This is a genomic window from Streptomyces sp. MNU89, from assembly GCF_020982505.1.
Classification (GTDB): Bacteria; Actinomycetota; Actinomycetes; order Streptomycetales; family Streptomycetaceae; genus Streptomyces; species Streptomyces xinghaiensis.
This window is the reverse complement of the sequence record NZ_JAJKLL010000001.1, coordinates 4,085,572-4,106,976: the sequence shown is the minus strand read 5'-3', so window position 1 is coordinate 4,106,976 and position 21,405 is coordinate 4,085,572. Positions and strand designations below refer to the sequence as shown.

Annotated in this window: 23 protein-coding genes; 17 read left to right on the top strand and 6 right to left on the bottom strand. The window is 74.2% G+C overall.

The genetic code is table 11. The features are described 5' to 3' along the window. Positions 1 to 131 precede the first annotated feature (131 nt). From E4N63_RS17725 to E4N63_RS17715, 3 genes are all read right to left on the bottom strand, one after another. Complete coding sequence (locus tag E4N63_RS17725; protein ID WP_230241133.1) at positions 132 to 1,265, bottom strand: S1C family serine protease; 1,134 nt, start codon at positions 1,263 to 1,265, stop codon at positions 132 to 134. Between the two features lie 128 nt (positions 1,266 to 1,393). Continuing rightward, positions 1,394 to 2,419 carry a LacI family DNA-binding transcriptional regulator gene (locus E4N63_RS17720; RefSeq protein ID WP_230241132.1) on the bottom strand — a complete coding sequence of 342 codons (1,026 nt, stop codon included), beginning with the start codon at positions 2,417 to 2,419 and terminating at the stop codon, positions 1,394 to 1,396. Between the two features lie 24 nt (positions 2,420 to 2,443). Further along, positions 2,444 to 3,256, bottom strand: a complete 813-nt coding sequence (locus E4N63_RS17715; protein ID WP_125626682.1) for a response regulator transcription factor — start codon at positions 3,254 to 3,256, stop codon at positions 2,444 to 2,446. 388 nt (positions 3,257 to 3,644) lie between these two features. Between E4N63_RS17715 and E4N63_RS17710 the strand changes: the two genes are divergently transcribed. The 8 genes from E4N63_RS17710 to E4N63_RS17680 all read left to right on the top strand — a co-directional run bounded on the left by E4N63_RS17710 (position 3,645) and on the right by E4N63_RS17680 (position 9,588). After that, positions 3,645 to 4,748 (top strand): alpha/beta hydrolase, encoded by a 1,104-nt coding sequence (locus E4N63_RS17710; protein WP_308188709.1) that lies wholly within the window; start codon positions 3,645 to 3,647, stop codon positions 4,746 to 4,748. 168 nt (positions 4,749 to 4,916) lie between these two features. Further along, on the top strand, positions 4,917 to 5,180 hold the full coding sequence (locus E4N63_RS17705; protein ID WP_043462777.1) for a MoaD/ThiS family protein: 264 nt from the start codon (positions 4,917 to 4,919) through the stop codon (positions 5,178 to 5,180). 801 nt (positions 5,181 to 5,981) lie between these two features. After that, positions 5,982 to 6,554 carry a hypothetical protein gene (locus E4N63_RS17700; protein ID WP_230241131.1) on the top strand — a complete coding sequence of 191 codons (573 nt, stop codon included), beginning with the start codon at positions 5,982 to 5,984 and terminating at the stop codon, positions 6,552 to 6,554. A gap of 63 nt (positions 6,555 to 6,617) precedes the next feature. After that, positions 6,618 to 7,325, top strand: a complete 708-nt coding sequence (locus E4N63_RS17695; RefSeq protein ID WP_125626780.1) for a DUF2993 domain-containing protein — start codon at positions 6,618 to 6,620, stop codon at positions 7,323 to 7,325. A 279-nt stretch (positions 7,326 to 7,604) separates the two neighbouring features. Then, on the top strand, positions 7,605 to 7,685 hold the full coding sequence (locus tag E4N63_RS31525; protein ID WP_362475060.1) for a putative leader peptide: 81 nt from the start codon (positions 7,605 to 7,607) through the stop codon (positions 7,683 to 7,685). A gap of 235 nt (positions 7,686 to 7,920) precedes the next feature. Next, positions 7,921 to 8,760, top strand: coding sequence for a sulfurtransferase (locus tag E4N63_RS17690; RefSeq protein ID WP_019707087.1), 840 nt, complete (start codon positions 7,921 to 7,923; stop codon positions 8,758 to 8,760). Between the two features lie 63 nt (positions 8,761 to 8,823). Continuing rightward, positions 8,824 to 9,111, top strand: coding sequence for a DUF1416 domain-containing protein (locus tag E4N63_RS17685; protein WP_125626779.1), 288 nt, complete (start codon positions 8,824 to 8,826; stop codon positions 9,109 to 9,111). Between the two features lie 222 nt (positions 9,112 to 9,333). Next, positions 9,334 to 9,588, top strand: coding sequence for a DUF3099 domain-containing protein (locus tag E4N63_RS17680; RefSeq protein ID WP_043466493.1), 255 nt, complete (start codon positions 9,334 to 9,336; stop codon positions 9,586 to 9,588). Positions 9,589 to 9,637: 49 nt separating this feature from the next. Here the strand turns inward: E4N63_RS17680 and E4N63_RS17675 are convergent, their stop codons facing one another. Next, entirely contained in the window at positions 9,638 to 10,000 is a 363-nt protein-coding gene (locus E4N63_RS17675) for a DsrE family protein (protein ID WP_230241130.1), read from the bottom strand. A gap of 345 nt (positions 10,001 to 10,345) precedes the next feature. Here E4N63_RS17675 and E4N63_RS17670 point away from each other — a divergent pair, with 345 nt between their 5' ends. The 4 genes from E4N63_RS17670 (at position 10,346) to E4N63_RS17655 (ending at position 13,826) form a co-directional block, all read left to right on the top strand. Further along, positions 10,346 to 11,017: a hypothetical protein gene (locus E4N63_RS17670; protein ID WP_230241129.1), complete on the top strand. Its 672-nt coding sequence runs from the start codon at positions 10,346 to 10,348 to the stop codon at positions 11,015 to 11,017. Between the two features lie 190 nt (positions 11,018 to 11,207). Then, a complete protein-coding gene (locus tag E4N63_RS17665; RefSeq protein WP_230241128.1) occupies positions 11,208 to 11,903 on the top strand; it encodes a hypothetical protein in 696 nt (231 codons plus the stop codon). Further along, on the top strand, positions 11,900 to 12,943 hold the full coding sequence (locus tag E4N63_RS17660) for a procyclic acidic repetitive family protein (protein ID WP_230241127.1): 1,044 nt from the start codon (positions 11,900 to 11,902) through the stop codon (positions 12,941 to 12,943). Before E4N63_RS17665 ends, E4N63_RS17660 begins: the two co-directional genes overlap by 4 nt. A 319-nt stretch (positions 12,944 to 13,262) precedes the next feature. Continuing rightward, the gene (locus E4N63_RS17655; protein WP_019707093.1) at positions 13,263 to 13,826 is read left to right on the top strand and encodes an FABP family protein; all 564 of its coding nucleotides are present in this window, start codon (positions 13,263 to 13,265) and stop codon (positions 13,824 to 13,826) included. A 41-nt stretch (positions 13,827 to 13,867) separates the two neighbouring features. Here the strand turns inward: E4N63_RS17655 and E4N63_RS17650 are convergent, their stop codons facing one another. Further along, on the bottom strand, positions 13,868 to 14,305 hold the full coding sequence (locus E4N63_RS17650; protein ID WP_125626303.1) for an ATP-binding protein: 438 nt from the start codon (positions 14,303 to 14,305) through the stop codon (positions 13,868 to 13,870). Between the two features lie 349 nt (positions 14,306 to 14,654). On the opposite strand from E4N63_RS17650, the gene E4N63_RS17645 reads away from it, so the two are divergent. The 3 genes from E4N63_RS17645 to E4N63_RS17635 all read left to right on the top strand — a co-directional run bounded on the left by E4N63_RS17645 (position 14,655) and on the right by E4N63_RS17635 (position 18,504). Continuing rightward, positions 14,655 to 15,209: a Fur family transcriptional regulator gene (locus E4N63_RS17645; protein WP_230241126.1), complete on the top strand. Its 555-nt coding sequence runs from the start codon at positions 14,655 to 14,657 to the stop codon at positions 15,207 to 15,209. Positions 15,210 to 15,218: 9 nt separating this feature from the next. Beyond that, positions 15,219 to 16,202 carry a folate-binding protein YgfZ gene (locus E4N63_RS17640; protein WP_125626304.1) on the top strand — a complete coding sequence of 328 codons (984 nt, stop codon included), beginning with the start codon at positions 15,219 to 15,221 and terminating at the stop codon, positions 16,200 to 16,202. Between the two features lie 178 nt (positions 16,203 to 16,380). Continuing rightward, positions 16,381 to 18,504: a SpoIIE family protein phosphatase gene (locus E4N63_RS17635; RefSeq protein ID WP_230241125.1), complete on the top strand. Its 2,124-nt coding sequence runs from the start codon at positions 16,381 to 16,383 to the stop codon at positions 18,502 to 18,504. A 69-nt stretch (positions 18,505 to 18,573) separates the two neighbouring features. Here the strand turns inward: E4N63_RS17635 and dtd are convergent, their stop codons facing one another. After that, positions 18,574 to 19,056 carry a D-aminoacyl-tRNA deacylase gene (dtd, locus tag E4N63_RS17630; protein WP_125626306.1) on the bottom strand — a complete coding sequence of 161 codons (483 nt, stop codon included), beginning with the start codon at positions 19,054 to 19,056 and terminating at the stop codon, positions 18,574 to 18,576. 141 nt (positions 19,057 to 19,197) lie between these two features. On the opposite strand from dtd, the gene E4N63_RS17625 reads away from it, so the two are divergent. Both E4N63_RS17625 and E4N63_RS17620 read left to right on the top strand, forming a co-directional pair. Beyond that, complete coding sequence (locus tag E4N63_RS17625) at positions 19,198 to 19,899, top strand: hypothetical protein (protein ID WP_125626307.1); 702 nt, start codon at positions 19,198 to 19,200, stop codon at positions 19,897 to 19,899. Positions 19,900 to 20,461: 562 nt separating this feature from the next. Further along, positions 20,462 to 21,391 carry an asparaginase gene (locus tag E4N63_RS17620; protein ID WP_125625908.1) on the top strand — a complete coding sequence of 310 codons (930 nt, stop codon included), beginning with the start codon at positions 20,462 to 20,464 and terminating at the stop codon, positions 21,389 to 21,391. Positions 21,392 to 21,405 lie beyond the last annotated feature (14 nt).

Sequence of the window (21,405 nt, the reverse complement as noted above, 5' to 3'; positions counted from 1 at the left end):
GTGTACGGCAGGGGATGGACGGCACGGGGGTGTCCGGCGCCGGGGCGGCCGGCGCCGGCGTGCGCGGCACGGGTCTCAGACTCGCACGGCCGCCGCCCTCCGGCGGGCCGCGCCGGCTCCCGCGGCGGCCGTCAGCCGCCGGATCCGGACCTCAGCTCGTCCATGATCTCCTGCACCTCGTTGATCGGGATGGCGAAGCCCAGGCCCACACTGCCCGCGCTCGCCGAGCTGCCGGCGGCCGTGCTGGGCGCGTACATGGCCGAGTTGATGCCGATGATCCGGCCGTTCATGTCGATCAGCGCCCCGCCGGAGTTGCCCGGGTTGAGCGAGGCGTCCGTCTGCAGCGCCTTGTACGTCGTGGTGTCGGAGCCGACCTCGCCGTTGTACTCGCCGCCGCCGAACTCGAACGGCCACCGCTCGCCCCCGCCGTACGGCTGCTGCTGCCCGCCGTCGTCGCGCCGCACGGTGACGTCGCGGTCCAGGGCCGAGACGATGCCGCTGGTGACCGTGCCGGTGAGTCCCTCCGGGGAGCCGATGGCGACGACCTGGTCGCCGACCTTCACCCCGTCGGAGTCGCCCAGCCGGGCGGCCTGCAGCCCGCTGACGTCCCGCACCTTCAGCAGCGCCATGTCCAGGTCCGGCTCGGTGCCGACGACCTCGGCGGACGCCGTCTTCCCGTCGCTGAACACCACCTCGACGGAGGAGGCGCCGGAGATCACGTGGTTGTTGGTCAGGATCTCGCCGTCGGAGGTCGTGACGACCCCGGAGCCGGTGGACTCCCCGGAGGGTGAGGTGGCGCGGATCTCGACGACGCTCGGCCGGACGGCTTCGGCCACCGAGGCGACGGTGCCGTCCAGGGCCTTGGAGGCGTTGGTCCCGGCGACGGCCGTGGTGGCGGTGTTCCCGCCGCCGTCCGTCAGCTCGCCGGCCACCCATCCCGTGCCGCCGCCGATCACGCCGGCCACGACGGCGACGGCGGCGAAGAGCCCGACGGGCCCGCGGGCACGGCGCCGGCGGTGCCCGGCACGGGTCACGGGCTCCGGCGGTCCGGCCGGGTCGGCCGCGGCGGGCGGGGCCGCCGACGCGGGCGGCGGAGGCGGAGCCCCCGGGTCTCCGTGACCGCTGCCACTGGCGGACGCGGCGCCGGAGGGCCATACGGTGGCACCGTCCGGGGTGACGAAGGGCGCGTGCGCGGGCCGCTCCGGAACGGGCGCCCCGGGGGGCGTGGACTGCGGCTGCTGCGGGTGGGTGCGGTTCTCATCCATGCCTCCGACGGTGCGGCGCGAAGATGAGAATGCGATGAATACGTCCTGAGAAGCCCGGCAGAAGCGCGTATGCCCGACATAAGGACCCGGGCCACCGGGCGGGATCCCCGGCCCTGCGGCGGCCGGTCCTACCCCTCGCAGCCGCAGGAGCGCCGGACGACCAGCCGGGACGGGAACTGCCGCAGCCGCTCCCGCCGCGAGCCCGCGACGCGGAGCCCGTCGTCCAGGACCAGATCGACCGCCGCCCGCGCCATCGCCGGGCGGTCCGAGGCGACCGTCGTCAGCGGCGGGTCGGTGAGCCCGGCTTCCTTCACGTCGTCGAAGCCCGCGACCGCCAGTTCGCCCGGCACGTCGATCCGCAGCTCGCGGGCGGCCCGCAGCACACCGATCGCCTGGTCGTCGACGGCGCAGATGATGGCGGGCGGCCGGTCCGGGCCGGCCAGCAGCTCCAGGGCCACCCTGTAGGCGTCGTAGCGGTTGTACGGGGCCTGGAAGAGCCGGCCCTCGGTGGAGCGGCCGGCCTCGGCCATGGCCCGCCGCCAGCCCTCGACGTGGTCGGTGACCGGGTCGCCGACCACCGGCGTCGTCTCGACCCCGCCGAGGCAGGCGACGTACGGATGGCCGTGCTCCAGCAGGTGCCGGGTGGCGAGCTGCGCGCCGCCCACGTCGTCGGTGACCACGGCCACGTCGTCGATGGCGTCCGGCCGGCGGTGCAGCAGCACCACCCGGGCGTCCCAGGCGTCGATCTCGGTGGCCGCGTGCTCGCTGGGGCCCTGGCTGATGAGGATCAGCCCGGAGACCCGCATCCCGAGGAAGGCGCGGAGGTAGTGCACCTCGCGCTCGTCCAGGTAGTCGGAGTTGCCGACCAGGACCATCTTTCCGCGCTCGGCGGCCGCCTGTTCCACCGCGTGTGCCATCTCCGCGAAGAACGGCTGCCGGGCGTCGGGCACGATGAGCCCTATGAGGTCGGTACGGCGGCTGGCCATCGCCTGGGCGACGCGGTCCGGCCGGTAGCCGAGCTCCTTGATGGCGGCGAGAACCCGCTCGCGCGTGGCCGGGGCGACCGGCCTCGGTCCGTTGTTGATGACGTAGCTGACCACCGCGGTCGAGGTCCCCGCCAGTCTTGCCACATCGTCACGCGTCACCTTGGCCACGCGCGGCAGTCTACGCGGGCCAACTCAACCCTTGGCCGCCCCGGCGGAACGCGGGCCCGCGGCCTCGGCGGCGCCCGCACCGGCGGACCCCCCGGTCTCCGTGCCCTGCCCCGCGCCCTTCCTGCCTTCCGCCTTCGCCTTGGCCTCCTCCGCGGCCCGTTCGACCTTCTCCGGGACGACGAAGCGGTAGCCGACGTTCCGGACGGTGCCGATCAGCGACTCGTGCTCCGGGCCGAGCTTGGCGCGCAGCCGCCGTACGTGCACGTCGACGGTGCGGGTGCCGCCGAAGTAGTCGTAACCCCAGACCTCCTGCAGGAGCTGGGCGCGGGTGAAGACCCGCCCCGGGTGCTGGGCGAGGTACTTCAGCAGCTCGAACTCCTTGAAGGTGAGGTCGAGCACCCGGCCCTTGAGCTTGGCGCTGTACGTCGCCTCGTCGACGGAGAGGTCGCCGTTGCGGATCTCCATCGGGCTGTCGTCGCCGGTGAGCTGCTGGCGGCCGGTGGCCAGCCGCAGCCGGGCCTCCACCTCGGCGGGGCCGGCGGTGTCGAGCAGGACGTCGTCGACGCCCCACTCGGCCGTGACGGCGGCGAGCCCGCCCTCCGTGACCACGAGGATCAGCGGGCAGCCGGGGCCGGTGGAGCGGAGAAGCTGGCAGAGGGAGCGGACCTGGGGAAGATCGCGCCGCCCGTCGACGAGGATCACGTCGGCGCCGGGGGTGTCCACCAGGGCGGGCCCCTCGGCGGGGGCCACGCGGACGTGGTGCAGCAGCAGGCCGAGGGCGGGGAGCACCTCCGCGGACGGCTGGAGCGCGTTGGTCAGCAGCAGGAGAGAACTCATCGCCGGCCCCCTTCGAGCGGGGTGGTCATTGCTGTCGTCGTGGCCCGATCGGCCTCGGTGGCCGGAACGGCCGGGGTGTCGGTGGCCGGAACGGCCTGGATATGGTGCCCGGCCGAGCGGGCTTTCCGGTTCCGCGATGTGCGCTTGCCCATGACGTCGGTTCCTCCTCGGTCCCTGCGAGGACGTGAGCGGCACTGCTCTGTACTGCTACGTACTGCCGGATACTCGTATCGCACCGTGCCGCTCGCCGCGGCAACGCTCCGTACGCCCCGTCTCCCGTCTCCTCCCGGGCACGGATCGGGGAGCTCCGTGCCGCACGTGCCCGAATGCACGAAAGGACCCGGGGGCGTCGCTGCCCGGATCCTTCATGCCCAGCAGAATAGCCCACATGACGGCGGAACCGGAGGCCCAGTTCGTACGGATCGGTGTTTCCCCGATCACCTCGCGTGGCGGGCAGGGCCCTGTTCAGGGGCTTCGCCGGGCCACGCTGCTGACCGGCGACGGGATACCGATCGAGGCCGCGTACCGGCCCGCCCGGCGGTCCGCGCACCGGCCGCCCGGAAGCACGGGCGGGCCCGGGAGCAGGGGCGGGGAGGAGCGGGGAGCCGCTTCCGGGGACGGGGACGGGGCCGCGGGCGTGCCCGGGCAGCGGCCCGCGGACGGACCGGTGATCGTCGTCGCGCACGGCTTCACCGGCTCCCTCGACCGCCCCGCCGTCCGGCGGGTGGCGGAGGTCTTCGCCGAGCACGCGGCCGTGGTCACCTTCTCCTTCCGGGGGCACGGCCGCTCCGGCGGACGCACCACCGTAGGGGACCGCGAGGTGCTGGACCTCGCCGCCGCGGTGCGCTGGGCCCGCTCGCTCGGCCACCGCCGGGTGGCGACGGTCGGCTTCTCGATGGGCGGCTCGGTCGTCATCCGGCACGCCGCGCTGTACGGGCCGAACGCGCCGGCGGACGGACCGGTGCCGGGCCTCCCGGGTCCGCCCACTCCGCCCGCTCTCCCCGGTCCGCCGGGAGCCGCGGGCACGGAGCGCGACCGGCCCACGGAGCACGACCGGCGCACGGAGGCGCGCACGGACGCGGTCGTCGCCGTGAGCGCCCCCGCACGCTGGTACTACCGGGGCACCGCGCCCATGCGCCGCGTCCACTGGGTGGTGACCCGCCCGGCGGGCCGCCTCGTCGGCCGCTACGGGCTGCGCACCCGGATCGACACCCGGGACTGGGACCCGGTGCCGCTGTCCCCCGTCGGTTCCGTACCGCTCATCGCGCCGGTGCCGCTGCTCGTCGTGCACGGGGACCGCGACGCGTACTTCCCGGTGGACCACCCGTACTCCCTGCTGGCGGCGGCCCCCTCCCCGGACGCGGTGGAACTCTGGCTCGAACGCGGCATGGGCCACGCGGAGAACGCGGTCGCGCCTCCCCTGCTGCACCGCATCGCCGGCTGGCTCGACGGCCGCCGACCGGGCGCCGACCGGGCGGGAGCCGGGCGGTGAGCCCGGCGGCGAGCGGTGAGCCGGGCGCAGGGGCGGCGGAGCGCGAAGGACGGGGCGTCCGCCCGAGGGGTGCGCCGGGCCGGTACCGGGGCTCCCTCGCTTAGATTTGACGGGTGGCGCCGGGCCGGGCGCCGCCCGCGGGACAGCGACAGGACAGAGGGAGCCGTCATGGCCGCAGCAGGGACGATCCGCTACTGGGCGGCGGCCAAGTCCGCCGCGGGTACCGCCGAGGAGCCGTACGAGGCGGCCACCCTCGCGGAAGCCCTGGAGGCGGCACGGCAACGGCACAGCACACGGCCGGAGTTCGCACGGGTACTGCTCAGCTGCTCGTTCCTGGTGGACGGCAACCCGGTTGGCCTCCGCGGCCACGACACGGTCACACTGACCACGGGCGGCACGGTCGAGGTGCTCCCCCCGTTCGCAGGAGGGTGAACACCACAGCATGACCGACCAGCCCCAGAGGCCGTACGACCCGTACGACCCGTACACAGCCCGCGGTCCGCGCCCCTCCCCGGACCACCGCCCCGCGCCCGGACCGTACGGCGACCCCGGCGCGCAGGGCGCCCCGCCGTCCCCGTACCACCCGGAGGCGCGGCCCCCGGCCACGTCCAGGGCCACGGAGCACACCTCGGCCCGGGCAGCGAGCCCGGCCCGGGCCGGGCAGAGGGGCAGGGCAGGCCCCGAAAGGCAGGGCTGGAGCGGGCCGGGCCCGCTGCCGCCCGAGCAGCCCGCCCCGTACGGAACCACCCGCCGCCGGCGGCTACGGCCCTCCGGCCGACGGGTACGGCACCGCCGCGGGTAACCACGGCCCTCCCGCGAACGAGTACGGCGCCCCTGCGGGCGGCTGCGGCTCCGCCGCGGGCGGGTACGGCGGCCCGTACGCATCCGGCCCGTACAGCGCCGGCCCGTACGCCCCCGGAGCGGGCACCGGCGCGCCCCCGGGTCCCGGCAGGGCCCGGCCCCGCTGCCCCGTCGGCTCCCCTGCCGGCTCCCCGCCGCGCCGCATCCGGGCAGCCGCCCGCCGGCCGTCCCGAGCCGGCGCTCACGCCCGCTCAGCGCGCCCGCGCCGAGGGCCGGTCGCCGATCATCGCGCCCGGTCTGCAGCCCGCTCTGATCACCGCCGCGCTCGCCGCGCTCATCGCGCTGGCCGCGTCCGTCGCCCGGCCGGCCCTGGCCGTCCCCGTCGTCCTGCTCCAGGCCGTCACGGCGGCGGGCTGGTACCGCCTGAACGGCATGTGGCCGGCCCGCCAGGGCATCGCCCTCGCGTTCGCGGGCGGCCTGACCGCCGACGCGGCGCTGCTCGCCACGGACCGCGGTGACGCCGCGACCGCGGCCCTCGGCACGCTCGGTGTCTGGTTCCTCTTGGTCCTCGTGCTCCAGCTCCGCAACCACAGTGCGCCGGACGAGCGGCTGTACGCGCTGACCGCCGGGGTGGCGTCCAGCGCGCTCGCCGTTCTCGCGGGCGGTTATCTGGCCGCGGCCGCGTACTCCGGTGACGCCGTCGTCATCGGGGCGGCGGCGGTGGCCGCCGCGGCGGTCGTCCGCGCGCTGCCGCTGCCCTCCCCGCTGCGGCCCGCCGCCGCGCTGGCCGCGGCCGCCGCGGCGGGCTTCGGCGCGGGCCAGTGGGCGGGCGACGGGACGGCCGGTGCGCTGCTCGGCGCCGTCGCCGGTCTCTGCGCGCTGATCGGGCTGAGGGTGGCGAGTTACGACTATCCGTCCCGGTTCGTTCACATGACCGCCGGGGTCGCGCTGCCGCTCGCCGCGGCGGCTCCCGCCGTGTATGTGCTGAGCCGGACGCTCGGTTGACCGTCCCGCCCCTCACGTTAGGCTCGCGCGGAACGGGTGGATCTCTCTCTGGGGTGGAAACGGATGCGCGCACTGCGAATACTGCTGATTCTCACGGTGGTTCTCGGCGGGCTCTTCGTGGCCGCCGACCGGCTCGCGGTCAATCTCGCCGAGTCGGAGGCCGCCTCGAAGATCAAGAGCAGCCAGGGCCTCACCGGGGAACCCCAGGTCTCGATCGAGGGGTTCCCCTTCCTGACGCAGGTCGTGGGCAAGGAGCTCGACGCGGTCCAGGTCACCATGGACGGCATGACGGCCGAGGCGAACGGCCAGTCGGTGCGGCTCACCACCATGACCGCGCACCTGCGCGACGTGGCCCTGGAGAACAACTTCTCCTCCGCCACGGCCGCCACCGCCTCCGGCGCCGCGTCGATCGAGTACGCGGATCTCTCCAAGCTGGCCGAGGAGGGCATCACCATCGGCTACGGCGGCAAGGACGACGCCGGCAAGCCGCAGGTGAAGGTCACGGCGAGCCTCGAACTGCCCACCGGGCAGTCCTTCGAGCGCAGTGTGGTGAGCACGGTCTCCGTCGCCGGCGGAGACACCATCAAGCTGCGCGCCGAGGAGATCGCGACCGACGGGCTGCCCGGTGTGGAGCAGCTGGTGCGCAGCAGGATCGACATGGAGCGGAAGATCTCCGGCCTGCCGCAGGGCCTGGAGCTGGAGTCCGTCGAGCCGACCGAGCAGGGCATCGACATCACGTTCAAGGGCAGCCAGGTGGCGCTGGCGGGCTGATGCCCGCCACGCCCCGCACCACCGAGGCGGCGGGCACGGCCGTCGCGGCCACTCGCCCCCCACCCGGCGATCCGGACCGGCCACAGTCGCACGCACGTTCACCAACCGTCCCGAAAGCCGAGACGGCGGTGTCCGCGCCCCGGAAACCCCGCCCCACCCGGCCGCGCCGCACTTCACCGGGTCTCCCCCGGGTACCGGCATCCCACATCGCGGATTTTTCCATCTCGCCATATGACACGCCGGTGACACGACCGGCCACGGCTCCCTACGATCGGGCCCATGAAGCGACAGGCGGATCTCACGAAGCGGCGGGCAGTCGACCTGTGCCGTGTCGCCGCCATGCTGTGTCGCTCTCTCTGAGCGGGTGACCACTCCCGTTTCCCCGGCCTCGCAGGCCCTCCCCGCCCCTTGAGGCGCAGGACCGCGTGCCGTCCGGCCGCCGGCCGCCCCCGCGTGAGCGCCGGTCCCGCACCTCCGCACCCAGCGAACGAGCGAACCAGCGCCACCCGGATTCCCACAACCGCCCCGGAGCTCCCCGGCTCCCGGGCCGCGTACCGCCCCGAACCGCCCCGAACTGCCCCGGAGGAGAAGACACATGAGCCGCAACGACGTTCTGGTGGACGCCGATTGGGTCGAGGCCCACCTCGACGACCCCGAGGTCGTCATCGTCGAGGTCGACGAGGACACCTCGGCGTACGAGAAGAACCACATCCGGAACGCCATTCGGATCGACTGGCAGAAGGACCTCCAGGACCCGGTCCGCCGCGACTTCGTCGACCAGGCCGGCTTCGAGAAGCTGCTCTCCGCCAAGGGCATCGCCAACGACCACACCGTCGTCCTCTACGGCGGCAACAACAACTGGTTCGCGTCCTACGCCTACTGGTACTTCAAGCTCTACGGGCACCAGGACGTCCGTCTGCTCGACGGCGGCCGCAAGAAGTGGGAGCTGGACTCCCGCGACCTGGTCACCGCGGTCCCGGAGCGTCCCGCCACCGAGTACAAGGCCAAGCCGCAGGACAGCTCGATCCGCGCCTTCCGCGACGACGTCGTCGCCGCGATCGGCGCCAAGAACCTGGTCGACGTCCGCTCCCCCGACGAGTTCAGCGGCAAGCTGCTCGCCCCGGCGCACCTGCCGCAGGAGCAGTCGCAGCGCCCCGGCCACGTGCCGAGCGCCCGCAACATCCCGTGGTCGAAGAACGCCAACGACGACGGCACCTTCAAGTCGGACGAGGAGCTGAAGGCCCTCTACGAGGCGGAGGACGTGGACCTCTCCCAGGACACCATCGCCTACTGCCGCATCGGTGAGCGCTCCGCCCTCACCTGGTTCGTGCTGCACGAGCTGCTGGGCCAGGAGAACGTCAAGAACTACGACGGCTCCTGGACCGAGTACGGCTCGCTCGTCGGCGTGCCGATCGAGCTCGGCCCCGCCAAGTAACCATCGGGCCCCGCCCGTTCGGCACCCGAGGGTGCCGTACCCCATCGACCGGAGGAACAGCACATGTGTGGAGCACAGCCCGGCGGCCCGGATGCCTCGGCCGTCAAGCCCGGTGAGACGACGATCCAGGGCCAGGTGACCCGCGACGGCGAGCCGGTGACCGGCTACGTACGGCTCCTGGACAGCACCGGTGAGTTCACCGCCGAGGTCCCCACCTCGGCCACCGGACAGTTCCGCTTCTACGCGGCCGAGGGCACGTGGACGCTGCGCGCCCTCGTCCCCGGCGGCACGGCCGACCGCAAGGTCGTCGCCCAGAAGGGCGGCCTCGCCGAGGTCTCCATCACCGTCTGACGGCAGCACGGGCCGGCACCGACCGGGCACGGACCGGTACGGGCCGGCACCGACCGGCACGGCGTGACACGGCGCGGCTCACAGCAGGGCCGCCACGGAGGGCCGCTCCCCGCTCACCCCGGGGCGCGGCCCTCCGTGCCGTGTACCACGAACACCCCCGCGCGCCCCGGGACTCCGCCCCGGACGGGAGCCGTACGGCCCTTCCGGTCGTACGCTGGAGAGATGTACGCGCGACGCCGGCGCAGCTATTTCATCCTCATGGGCGCGTGCCTGACCCTCTTCGTCACGGCCTGGGCCGTGGTGCGCCTGTGGTCGGTGGCGGCCGCGATCGCCATGTGCGTGGTCGCCGCGGCCATCCCGCCCGTCGCCGCGATCGTCGCCAACCGGCGCGGCCCCGAGGACCGCTGGTGGGACGAGTCCGGTGACCCGGAGTCGGACCGCTGGTGGCGCGAGCTGGACCGCCACGACCGCGGCTGACACCCACGGCCCGGTGAGCGTCCGGGCGGTCTCCGGCCGTCTCCGGTCGTCAGTAGACGAGCGCCTGCGTGTCGTCCGCCACGGCCTCGCTGACGAACACCTGTGCGCCCGCGATCCGCACGCCCTCCAGGGTGTCCTTCTCCTCGATGCCGCGGCGGACCGCGCACTGGGTGCACAGCGTGACCCGGCCGCCCGCGAGCAGCGCGTCGAGCAGGTCCGGCAGCGGAGCGGCGTGCGGCAGTTCGAACTCGGCCGCCTTCCCCGGCAGCGCGAACCAGGCCGACTCCCCGGTCAGCCAGAGGGAGACCTCCACCCCGCTGGCCACGGCGACCGCGGCCACCGTGAACGCCTGCGAGCACCGCTCGGGCGCGTCCGCCCCGGCCGTCACCTTGATCACGAGCTTCTTCGCCATGGGTTCACTCTAGGACCCCGTGCCGTACAACCGTTTGCCGCGGTCGCTTGTCAGGGCCCGTACAACAGATCAAGAGGGGTGGACCCCTCGGACCGGGTCCGTGCGCGCTGCTCCACCCCCGTATGCGAGGGGCTCGTGCCACCTATTCCACCCACCGGACCACCCACCGGACCGTCCGCCGGTCCCCCCACGGAACCCCCGGCCGCGCCTCCCGCGCCACCGGCGGAGCGGGAGGGATCGCCCGCGGAGCCGCTGCCGGAGGCCGCCGACCCCGCCCGCTCTCCCCGGCCGCCCCGGCCACGGGGCCGTACCGCGGCACTGATCGCCGGAACGGCGGCGCTCGGCGTGCTCACCGGCGTCGTCATCGGCTACACCGTCCAGTACGACCGGCCGCCGACCCCGCTCCCGCCGCTCTCCCAGGCCGTCCGGAGCGCACCGGAACCCGCGGCCGGCGGCAAGGACGGTCCCGAGCCGCTGTCGGCACGCGAGGACCGGATCGTGCGCACCGGCGGCGACCTGCGCAAGCTGCTGCTCAAGAAGCCGAAGGGCGCGCAGATCCCGTCCGGCGCACCGGACGGGGACTGGATGACGCCGGCCCGCTACGCGGAAGGCTACGAGCACCCCGCGGGCATGTTCGAAGGACTCACCCAGGACACGTTCCGCCGCGCCGCGGCCATCGACTGGGAACGGAGCGACGGTGCCTTCGTCTCGATCCGGCTCATCCAGTTCCGGGACACCCAGAACGCGTACTCCGCGGACTTCCTCGAGGGCCAGCAGGCGTACATGAGCGACGACAAGTTCGCCGGCAATGACGGCGACCCGATTCCGGGGACGGGTTCGGGCCGCGTCTACGTCTACGACCGGCCGCACGCCGAGGCCGGTTACCTGCCGATGTACACGGCACGGGCCCTCGCCCGCCGCGGCGACATCGTGATGGAGATCTTCGTCAACAGCCCGAAGGCCGTCAGCCGCGGCACGATCATGTCCCTCGCCGAGCGGCAACTGGAGCGACTGTGACCGACGCCGTGACCCCGCCCGGCCCCATGCCCCCGCCGCGGAACCGGTACCGGCCGCCGCCCCGCCGCCCGCCGACGTCCCGCCTTCCGCTCCGCCGGGCCGCTCGCGCCGTCCCGGCCGCCGGGCCCTCACCACCGGCCTGGCCGTCCTCCTGTGCCTCGGCGCGGTGGGGAGCGGCACGGTCTACGCCGTGCAGAAGCTCGACGCGGCCGACCGGACCGCGCCCACCGTGGTGTGGGCCGACTCCGACGAGCCCGACGAGCCCGACGAGCCCGGGCGGAACGGAGCGGAAAGGAGGAACGAGAAGGGGGAGGCCGGTGCCGGCAAGCCCGGCGACGCCCCGGCCCTCGCCGGCCGGCTGCTGCCGATGCCGCCGGACCACGCCCCGGGACCCGACATCGGTGAGTTCGGCAACGACTACGTCCTCACCGGCCAGGACGCCCGCGCGGTGCTCAAGGAGAGCGGGCGCGACCTCCCCGCGAAGCAGCGGCGCGAGCGCGAGCGGTCGCTGGAGAAGCTGCGCATCGAGGGCCTGGCCGGCCGCACCTACCACTCCGAGGAGCACGGCACCGTCACCCAGATCCAGATCATGCGGATGAAGAACCGCGCGGGCGCCCGCGAGCTGCACCAGTCCTATGTGCAGCTGTACGAACTGCTGGGCATCTTCCGCGACGGGCCGCGGGTCAAGGGCCACAAGAACGCGACCTGCCTCCTGGCTCCCAAGCCCGGGAAGAACGGCCTGACCGGCATGAACTGCACGGCCCAGGTGGACGACCTCCTGGTGACCCTGCTCGTCAACGGAGCCGAGCCGCTCCCGGCGAAGGACCTGGCCGGGCTGATGAAGGACCAGCTCGACCACATCACCGCCCCCGGGGAGTACGTGTGACCGAGACACAACGGACCGAGACCCGCGGGACCGAGGCGGAGGAGACCGGGACGCCCGGCTCCGAGGCCGTCCGGCAGCCGGAGGGCACCGCCCCGCCCGGGACCCCGGAGACCGCACCCGCTCCCCGGCCGCAGCCGGAGACGGAGCCGCGGCCGCTTCCGGAAGCACAAACGGCGGAGCCGGAGCCCGGCCCGGGCCCGGACCGGGAACCCGGCTCCGCACCCGGTCCCGCCCCGCGGGCAGCGGCCCTCACCGCCGCCGCCCCGGCTCCCCGTCCCGAGCGCCGCACCCTCCGCGCCGTTCTGCGCTGGACGGCCGCCGCCCTCGTCTTCGCCGGCCTCGCCGGAGGCGTCGGCTACGGCCTGGCGCGGGCCGAGCGCACCGATCTGCCCGGACTGGCCACCGAGCACGACGGCCGCTGGGACTACGGGACGGTGGAACGGCCGGCCCTGCCCGCCGGCGTCCCCGGCCCGTACGACGAGGACAACGCCGCCGCGGTGCACCACGCCGATCCGCGGGACCTCCTCCTCCCGCTCCCCGCCGGGGCGAAGCCGGACCGGACGCTGCCCGCCGAGGACGGATGGCTGCCGGTGGAGGACTTCCTCCGGCAGTACGACGAGGACTACCGGCAGTCGGTCCGCGAGGAGCTCACCGACAACTCCTGCCGCCACATCGCCGCCCGCGGCTGGACCATGCCGGACGGCACCCGGACCCGGGTCCATCTGCTCCAGTTCAATACGGAGGGTCTCGCCGACACCGTCCACAGCAAGGTGTTCGCGTCCTCCGGTCTCTTCGCGGGGGCCGATCTGGTGGGGGCACCGCAGTCCGCTCTCAACAGCGACTGGTCGTCGAGCATCCGGGAGGGGGAGAGCAGCCAGTACGTCTACGACGAGAGCGAGCCCTACGGCAAGCGCCAGGTCCGGCACGCGTACATCACCGCGGGCGACACCATCGCCCTGGTGGTCCAGTCGAGCCCCGGGGAGACCCCGGAGGTGCCGTTCCAGCAGACGGTGGTCCTCCAGACCCGGCTGCTCGGCTGAGCGGGAGCGCGGGAACGGGCGCGTTCCCCGGGCGGGGGGGAACGGGCGCATTCCCCCCGCCCGCCCGGCGGAGGCGCCCGGTCCCGGGGCGGTGGACCTCACACCGCCGCCCCGGACCGCGCCGACTAGACTCGGGAGAGGTCCGTCGTTCCCCCGTTCCGAGAGGCGCGCTCCCGTGCTTGAGGCATTCTTCACCGTACTGCTGGCCCTGGTCGTCGTCGGCGTGCTCGCGTTCGCCGGTCTGACCTGGAAGAAGCTGTACCAGGGTCAGCGCTGACCGACCTCTTTCGCACCCCACAGATCGCCAGGGCCTGAACTCATGATCGAAATCCCGTCCGACCTGCACCCCGACCTCGTCCCCCTCGCCTTCCTCCTCGGCGACTGGGAGGGCGCGGGCGTCCACGACTTCCCGGGCGCGGAGAAGTGCAACTTCGGCCAGGAGGTGACCTTCGCCCACGACGGCCGGGACTTCCTGGAGTACACCTCGCACACCTGGGAGCTCGACGCGGAGGGGAAGAAGGTCCGCCCGCTGGAGTCCGAGAAGGGCTTCTGGCGGATCGACAAGGAGCGCAAGGTCGAGGTCGTCATGGTCCGGCAGGACGGTGTCGTCGAGGTCTGGTACGGCGAACTGGCGGACCAGAAGCCGCAGATCGACCTGGCCACCGACGCCGTGGCCCGCACCGCCGCCTCCGGCCCGTACTCCGGCGGCAAGCGGCTCTACGGCTACGTCAAGAGCGATCTGATGTGGGTCGGCGAGAAGGCCACCCCGGAGGTCGAGCTGCGCCCGTACATGTCGGCGCATCTGAAGAAGGTCGTCGACCCGAGCACATGGGCGAAGGACCTGGGGGACCTCCCGGACGACGGCATCGCCTTCTTCAAGTAGCCCGCCCGGCCGCCCGGAGCGGGCCGGTGCCGCCCCTGGCGTCACGCCCCGGGAGCGGCCTCCGGGTCCAGGAGCACGACCCAGACCTCCTTGCCGGTCGGTGTCCGCTCGGAGCCCCAGCGGTCGGCGGTGCGGCTGAGCAGGAACAGGCCGCGCCCGCGCTCCGCGTGCCAGTCCGGCTCCTCCTCCGCGACGGGCAGGGCGGGCGAGCGGTCGCTGACGGAGATCCGCACCCCCTCGGGCAGCGCCTGCAGCATCAGACCGCACTCGTGCGAGCTCACATGCCGGTGAACGTTGGCCAGCAGTTCGGTGACGCACATGGCGGCGGAGTCGACCAGGCCGTCGTAGCCCCAGAGCCGGAGCTGCGCCCCGACGGACCTGCGGGCCAGCGCGAAGCGCTGCGGCACCGCGACCAGCCTCGTCCGGTACGTCCGCAGCTCCGCGCCACCCGTCACGTCCAGTGACGAAGCCTGCCTCATGGGGCCCACCTCCCGGGCCGGGGAGACCCCCCGGCCAGACCTACAGCTCTACAGAACGGATGCGCTCAGTGACGGCTGAGCACGGCCGGTGGGGGAAGGTCGGCACAGACCGAAAGACAAAGCATCCGTAACCCTCCAGATGTTCGACTCCCGGGTCAACCCCCCGGGAAGGCACGGTTCCGGATGCCCCGGTGAACGGCCGGGCCGGACGTGCCGCCCCGGGGCCGCGCCAGCGCCCCGTCCGCGCGGTCCTCCGGTCCGTCCCGCGTTCCGTCCCCAGCCCCCGTTTCCGCGCCCCCGTTCCGCTGTGGCGCCACCCCCGTCCCGGCCGGGCTCCTACACTGGCCGTGTGGTGACCACCGACTGGCAGAGCGATCTACGGAAGCGCGGCTACCGGCTGACCCCGCAGCGCCAGCTCGTGCTGGAGGCCGTGGACCAGCTGGAGCACGCGACCCCGGACGAGATCCTCACCGAGGTGCGCCGCACCGCCGGGGGCGTCAACATCTCCACCGTCTACCGCACGCTGGAGCTCCTGGAGGAGTTGGGCCTGGTCAGCCACGCGCACCTGGGGCACGGTGCGCCGACATACCACCTCGCCGACCGGCACCACCATCTGCACCTGGTCTGCCGGGACTGCTCGGAGGTGATCGAGGCCGATCTCTCCGTCGCGGACGCCTTCACGGCGCGGCTGCGGGAAACCTTCGGCTTCGAGACCGATATGAAGCACTTCGCCATCTTCGGCCGGTGCGCGGCTTGTTCGGCGGGGACGTCCGGCGCGGACGGGGACACGGCCGCCGGCACGTCCGGGCCCGCCGCCGCCACCGCCGCCCCGGACGCCCCCGGCGGGGCCACCGCACGGGCCTCCCGCCACCGCGGGGCGGACGGTCCGGAGGCCGGGCCGTAGGGTGGTCCCATGGAGCAGCCACACCACCGAGCCAGCCCTCTGCTGTCGCTGCCCGGCGCCGTCGCCGCCGAGGCCCCCGACGAGGGGGTCGCAGCGCACTACGGCGATCTGTTCCGGGAGCAGCGCGCGCTCGCCGACGGCACCGGCTTCGTCGACCTGTCGCACCGCGGAGTCGTCACGGTCACCGGTGACGACCGGCTGAGCTGGCTGCATCTGCTGCTCACCCAGCACGTCAGCGAGCTGCCGCCGGGCCGGGCCACCGAGGCCCTGATCCTCTCGACCCACGGCCACATCGAACACGCGCTCCAGCTCGTGGACGACGGTGTGACCACCTGGGCCCATGTGGAGCCCGGTACCGAGGGCGCGCTGATCGCCTATCTGGAGAGCATGAAGTTCTTCTACCGGGTGGAGGTCGCCGACGCGACGGACGACTACGCGGTCGTCCACCTCCCGGCCGGCTCGATCGCCGAGACCCCCGAGGGCGTCGTCGTCCGGGAGACCCCGTACGGCCGCGACCTCTTCCTGCCGCGCGCCGGCCTGGAGGAGTTCGCCCGGTCCCACGGCCCGGCCGCGGGCACGCTCGCGCTGGAGGCGCTGCGCGTCGAGGCGCACCGGCCGCGCTTCGGGATGGAGACCGACCACCGCACCATCCCGCACGAGCTGGGCTGGCTGGACACGGCGGTGCACCTGCAGAAGGGCTGCTACCGCGGCCAGGAGACGGTGGCCCGCGTCCACAACCTGGGGCGCCCGCCGCGCCGGCTGGTCTTCCTGCACCTGGACGGCAGCGAGGTGAAGCTGCCGGGGCACGGCGCTCCGGTGCGGCTGGCGTCGGACGGCCCGGACGGGCGGCAGCTCGGTTTCGTCACCACCTCCGCCCGCCACCACGAGCTCGGGCCGATCGCCCTCGCCCTGATCAAGCGGAACGTCCCGGTGGACGCCACTCTTCTGGCCGACGGCACGGCCGCCGCCCAGGAGGTCGTGGTCGAGCCGTAGAACAGCCCGGGACGGGCCCGGACGGGGCCGGTCCGGGACCGGACGGCGCAGCGGATCCGTGTGCGGCGTGAAAGCGCCCCGGATTAATGGGATATTTGCCGCATACGGCCGCAGACCGATAGCCGGGCGTCTCAGCGGAGGCAGGCCGAGCCGCCGGGCACGTCCTCCGGGGATGGCGATGACAGGTTCCGACAGCACGGTGCCCGCGGCCCCGGCGCTGAACCTGCTCGACAAGGCGCCGGTCGCGGTGGCCCTCTTCATCGGCCCGCGCCTGCTGCTCGCCTACACCAACGCCGAGTACAAGGAGCTCTTCGGGGACCGGCCGCTGGGCGTACCGGCCCGGGAGGCGCTGCGCGATCTGGAGCAGGTGGTCGCCTTCGACTGGGCGGAGCGGGTCCTGGAGACCGGCGAGGCCTTCCGCGTCACCTCGGAATCCCCGGTCCGGCTCAGGGACAAGTACGGCGAAGTGCGGGACAGGTACTTCACCATCAGCATGTCCCGGGCCACCCCGCGGGACGGCGGCGGCCCGGAGGAACAGGGCGTCCTCTTCGTCGCTCTGGAGATCACCGCGGAGATCACCGCGCGGGAGCAGATCCGGACGCTCGCCGAGACCCGCCGCCGTGCCCTCCAGCGCTACGAGAGCCTGGTCACGGCCGGCACCCAGATGGTGTGGGTGGCCGATCCGGCGGGTCTGGTCACCGAGAGCAGTCCGGCCTGGGAGGAGGCCACCGGCCTCAGCGCGCCGGAGCTGCGCGGAAACGGCTGGCTGAACAGCGCCCATCGGGAGGACCGGCAGGAACTGACCGGGGCCTGGGCACGGGCGGTCGAGGAGGTCCCGCAGCTGTTCCGCCACACCTGCCGACTGCGGCACGCGGACGGCTCGTACCGCCACTTCGAGCTGCGCGCGGTGCCCGTCCGGGAGAGCGGCAGGGTCGTGGAGTGGGTGGGTGCCTGCGCCGACGTCGAGGACCGCTGGCAGGTGGACCGCCGGAAGGATCTGCTGGCCCGGGTCTCCTCGGCGGTCACCGAGTCCACCCGCGTGGAGGAGGCCCTGGCCTCGCTGGGGGAGGCGATCGTGCCCGAATTGGCCGACGGGTGCGGCCTCTACCTGTTCGCCGAGCCCACGGAGCCCCTCACCGACGAGCCGTTCCTCGTCAACCGGGTCGCCGTCTCCGTCCGCGACGGGCTGGTGACGGGGGCCATGGACCCGGCACCGCCGCGCCCGGAGCGGGTGACCCGCGACTCGGCCTTCGATCTGGCGGTCCGCGAACGGCGGCCGGTCCACCGGCATCCGCGGCCCGGCGCCGCCGAGCCCGATGACGTACCGCCCGGCACTCTCACCTGGGCGAACTCGGCGGGCGTCCACGACATCGTGATGGTCCCGATCACGGTCGGCGATGTCGTGGTGTCCGTCCTCACGGCCTATGCCTGCGGTGACCGGCCACCGCTCGGCTCGACCGAGCTGACGCTGATCCGGGATCTGATCGACCAGTCGAAACCCTCGCTCGGCCACATCCTCGAATACCGCCGGACCCAGCGGATCGCCCTGGCCCTGCAGCAGAGCCTGCTCACCGAGCCGCCCCGGCTGGACGACCTGGAGATCGTCGCCCGCTACGAGCCGAGCACGATGGCCGACGAGGTCGGCGGCGACTGGTACGACTCGTTCATCCTGCCCGACGGCGCCGTCACGCTGATCATCGGCGATGTCGCCGGCCACGACCTCGCGGCGGCCGTCACCATGGGCAAGATGCGCAACATGCTGCGCGGCCTCGTCGTGGACCGGCAGGAGCCGCCGGGGGACATCCTGCGCCGGCTGGACCTCGGCACCCAGATCCTCAACCCGGAGGAGACGACGACCACGTGCGTGCTGGCCCGGGTCGAGCACGCGCCCGGCGGACGGCGGCAACTGCACTACAGCGTCGCCGGGCATCCTCCGCCGCTCCTGGTCGGGCCCGAGGGCACCGCGCGCTTCCTCGACCAGGGCCAGGACATGCTGCTCGGCGGGCTCGCCACCGACCTGGTGCGCAACAGCTCCGTCGAACCGCTGCCGCCGGGCTGCACCGTCTTCCTCTACACCGACGGACTCATCGAACGCCCGGGGCAGGACATCGACGACGGACTGGCGTGGCTGCGCAGGAAGGCCGCCGGGCTCGCGACCGTGCCGCTGGCCGACTTCTGCCGGGAGCTGATCGAGGGGGTCGCGGAGCAGAGCAACGACGACATCGCCGTGGTCGCCGTGCGCGTGCCGGACGACGACGGCACGATCCCCGGCGCGATCCCGGGTGCGGCGTCCGGCGGGTGACGGCGGCCGCCCGGCCGTCTCCGGGGCCACCGCGCACCGCGCGCGGGCCGGGCAGCCGGCCGCCCGCGCTCAGACTTCGAGCAGCACCGTGAACGGCCCGTCGTTGGTGAGCGAGACCTTCATGTCCGCGCCGAACCGCCCGGTCTCCACCCGCGCGCCCAACGACCGCAGTTGCGCCACCACCTCGTCCACCAGCGGCTCGGCGAGCTCCCCCGGGGCGGCCGCGTTCCAGGTCGGTCGGCGGCCCTTGCGCGCGTCACCGTAGAGAGTGAACTGGGAGATCACCATCAGCGGGGCGCCGAGGTCGGAACAGGACTTCTCCGACCCGGGGCCCGCCGCGCCGCCTTCCCCACCGCCTTCTTCGCCGCCGTCGCCGTCGCCGTCGAAGAGACGTACGGTCCACAGCTTCCGCGCCAGCCGCTCCGCCTTCTCCTTCGTGTCGTCGTGCGTGACCCCGACCAGCACGCACAGACCGCGCCCCCGGATCTCGCCGACCGTCTCGCCGTCCACGACGACGCTCGCACCGCTCACTCTCTGTACCACCGCACGCATACGGACCATCATGCACTGCGGCCAACCGGGTTCGATCGGGTGCGCTGGCCATGCACGTGCAGCACTCACAGTGGCACGATGCAGACACACGGTACGTCTCCCGCCGCCGATACGGGGCCGTACCGAACGGAGGGGACACAGATGAGCACAACCAGCGCCGGCCAGACACCCGGGCACGGACCGGCCGGCCCGCCGGATCCCGGCGCCCGCCCCGCGGCCGCCACCGCAGCCGCCACCGCAGCACCTCGCTTCGATCCGTCTCGTACCGAGGATGGGCCCATGCTCCACCAGGCCGACGCCCTTCAGCCGCGCCCGCCGCTCCAGCGCACGGCGTCACCCCCGGGGTCCGCCCTGCACGAACTCGGCCTGCTGACCCTGCCGGAGCTGCGCTCGCTGCGGCAGCGGGCCCGGCGCGAGGAGGCCGACCTCAGCTATGTGCGCCGGCTGCTCCAGGGCCGCATCGACATCCTCCGCGCCGAGCTGGCCCGCCGCGCGACACCCGACTCGGGGGACGCGAACCGGCTCGACCTGCGGCGGCTGTCACGGATCCTGGCGGACGAGCCGTCGCCGGTCCGCTCCTCGGCCCGTCATGTGACGCTCAGCACCCCGCACTGCGAGGAGTACCGGCGGCTCGCGGAGGACATGCTGTCCGAGATCGGCCTCTCCGATCTCCACGCCCGTACGGACACCGAACTGCGTTCCGGCATCGGCCGGTTGGTGCGCTGCGAGCAGCAGGTGTCGGTCCGGCGGCGGGTGACGCAGCGGACGGCCGACGACTGCAGCGCCGAAATCGCCCGCCGCTACCGGGAGGGCGAGGCGCAGGTGGACGATCTGCTCGCCTGAGCGGCCGCCGCGGGGCGGACCCCCGCGTTCCCCCCGGGAGACCGCCGCATGACCCGTACGGACCCGACCTCCGGCGCCGAGAACACCGGACGCCCCGCCGGACGCACCCCCGGATCCACCGGCTCGGCGGCCGCCGCCCCCGGCGCCCGCGGATCCACCGGTCCGGACGGCGTCGCCGGTGGATCCGGCTCCGCGGCGGCGGACGGCCCGGTCCGCACCTCCCGGTCCGCCCGCCCCGGACCGCGCGGGTCGGCCGGCGCACCCGGTTCGGCCGGCACCGCCGGGCCGGCCGGCACGTCCTCCGGCCCGCCGCTCCGGTCACCCGCGGCCGGTGCGACGGCGGCCCCGCCTCCCCGCCTCCCCGCGGCGGCCGCGGCGGCCGGGACGGCCGGGACGGCCACCGGCGCGGCCGGGCGTCCGGCCGGACGGCCCTCGCCCCGGCGCCCGCGACCGGTCGGCCTGAGCCCGCGTCGGCGTCCCGCACCCCGTCCGCTCCGGCCCCGCCGCCGCTCCGGGCGCCCCGCCCCGTACCGCCGCCGAGCCCGGGCCGCCCGCCCCGCCGGTGCTCGCGGAGGTGGTCCGGTCCGGCTTCACCGAGAGCCGCCACCGCGGCTCCCTGGTGCTGCTGGCGGCCGACGGCAGCGAGCTGCTGGCGCTCGGCGAGGTGACCGCGCCCGTCTACCCCCGCTCCGCCGCCAAGCCGATGCAGGCGGCGGCGATGCTCCGCGCGGGCGCCCGGCTCTCCGGGGAGCGGCTGGCCCTGGCTGCGGGGAGCCACTCCGGCGAGCCGTTCCACCTCGAACTGGTGGCCGCCATGCTCGCGGACGCCGGACTGTCCGAGGCCGATCTGTGCACCCCGCCCGCGCTGCCGCTCGACCCGGCCGAGGCCGAAACGCTGCTGGCCTCCGGCGGCCGCCCGAGCCGGATGGCGATGGACTGCTCCGGCAAGCACGCCGGGATGCTCACCGCCTGCGTCACCGCGGGCTGGCCCACGGACGGCTATCTCTCCCCCGACCACCCGCTGCAGCGGCTCGTGCGCGACGAGATCGAGACCGCGACCGGCGAACGCGTGGCGCACACCGGCACCGACGGATGCGGTGCCCCGCTGATGGCCGTCTCGCTCACCGGCCTGGCCCGCGCCTACCGCCGTTACGCCCTCGCCGGGCCGGGCTCACCGGAGCGGCAGGTGGCGGACGCGATGCGCGCCCACCCCGAGTACGTGGCGGGCACCCGCCGGCACGACACCTGGCTGATGCGGGAGGTGCCGGGCGCCCTGGCCAAGGTGGGCGCCGAGGCGGTGCAGGCCGTCGCACTGTCCGACGGCCGCGCGCTGGCCCTCAAGGTGGAGGACGGCGGCGGGCGGGCCGTCGGCCCGGTGCTGCGGCGCGCCCTGCGGCTGCTCGGCGTGGACGGCTCGCTTCCGGAGCGGCTGGGTGACGCCCCAATGCTGGGCGGCGGGCTCCGGGTGGGAGAAATTCGCGCGAGCTTCTGAGGGACGGCGGCTAG